This is a genomic window from Micromonospora sp. M51 (assembly GCF_018070305.1).
Taxonomy (GTDB): Bacteria; Actinomycetota; Actinomycetes; order Mycobacteriales; family Micromonosporaceae; genus Micromonospora; species Micromonospora parva.
Map to the genome: position 1 here is coordinate 1 of NZ_JAGPXZ010001182.1, position 1196 is coordinate 1196.

The 1196-nt window shown below is 75.3% G+C and carries 1 protein-coding gene and 1 pseudogene; both read right to left on the bottom strand.

The window, feature by feature from the left end; all coding sequences use genetic code 11:
- Positions 1-159 (bottom strand): annotated as a pseudogene (locus KBX53_RS36730) (3-dehydroquinate synthase); the annotation flags it as partial.
- A 10-nt stretch (positions 160-169) separates the two neighbouring features.
- Positions 170-1168, bottom strand: a complete 999-nt coding sequence (locus KBX53_RS33520) for a YafY family protein (protein ID WP_210863873.1) — start codon at positions 1166-1168, stop codon at positions 170-172.
- Between the last annotated feature and the right edge of the window lie 28 nt (positions 1169-1196).

Below are 1196 nucleotides of genomic sequence, written 5' to 3' on the forward strand. Positions count from 1 at the left end.
GCCGAGCGCGTCCGCGAGGGCCTTGAGCGGAGGCGCGTGCAGCACCGCCACCCGCGTCGCGCCGGGCAGCAGGCCAGGCAGCGCGCCCAGCAGGTCACGTCCCACCAAGACGTCGTACGGCCGCTCGCCGCCGACCGGAATCCGGGTCACCTCGTCCATCGCCGGCAGCCTAGTCCAGTGGGCGGCGCGGCGACGGCGGCTGTCCACCTGCTGGCCGGGCCGCCCAGTCGGCCAACCGGCGGGCGTGCTCGGCCACCGCGACGCGCAGCGCGTCCGGACGCCGCACGGTGAACGGACAGCCCAGCCCGGCGAGCAGCGCGGCCATCCCGGGCAGGCTCTCCGCCCGGGCCCGCAGCAGCACCCCGTCGGTGGTGACGGTCAACTCGGCCACGCTGGGCGGGATCCGGCGGCGGGCGGCCACCAGGTCGGTCTCCAGCACCACCTCGACCTCGTGCGGGTACGGCACCCCGGCCAGCGACCGGGTCACAAAGGCCACCGCCTCGAAACCGTCCGGCACGGTGAACGTCGCCAGGCCGGGCGTCACCGCGCCGATCCGGTCCAGCCGGAAGGTCCGGACCTCCCCGCGCCGGTGATCATGGCCGGTGACGTACCAGCGGCCGGCGTGGAAGACCAACCCGTACGGGTCGAGCTCGCGGTGCGATCGTTCGCCCCGCCAGGAGCGGTAGTCCAGCGCCACCCGCTGCCGGTGCCGGGCGGCCGAGGCCAGCGCGAGCAGGGTGCCCGACGCCGGTCCGCGTTCCGCTTCCGGGCGACGCAGGGTGAAGCCCAGATGCTCCTGGACGGCAGCGAGCCGGTCGGCGAGCGCCGCCGGCAGCACCCGGCGAATCTTCGCCAGCGCGCTGGCGGTGGCGGGCTGCTCGGTGGCGAGCCCGACCCGTTCGGCGACGACGAGGCCGAGCAGCACGGCCACCGCCTCGTCGTCGGTGAGCATCAGCGGCGGCAGCTTGTAGCCGGGGTGCAGCCGGTAGCCGCCGTGGCGACCCCGGTCGGCGGTGACGGGGATGCCCAGCTCGACAAGCGTTGTCGCATACCGGCGCACGGTCCGCTCGTCCACACCGAGCAGGCCGGCGAGGTCAGCAGCCGTCGACCGGTGCCGGCCCTGCAGCAGTTCCAGCAGGGCCAGCACCCGACCTGCGGGATGTGACACGGGACACTCCTCCAAACCGGGCGGATCC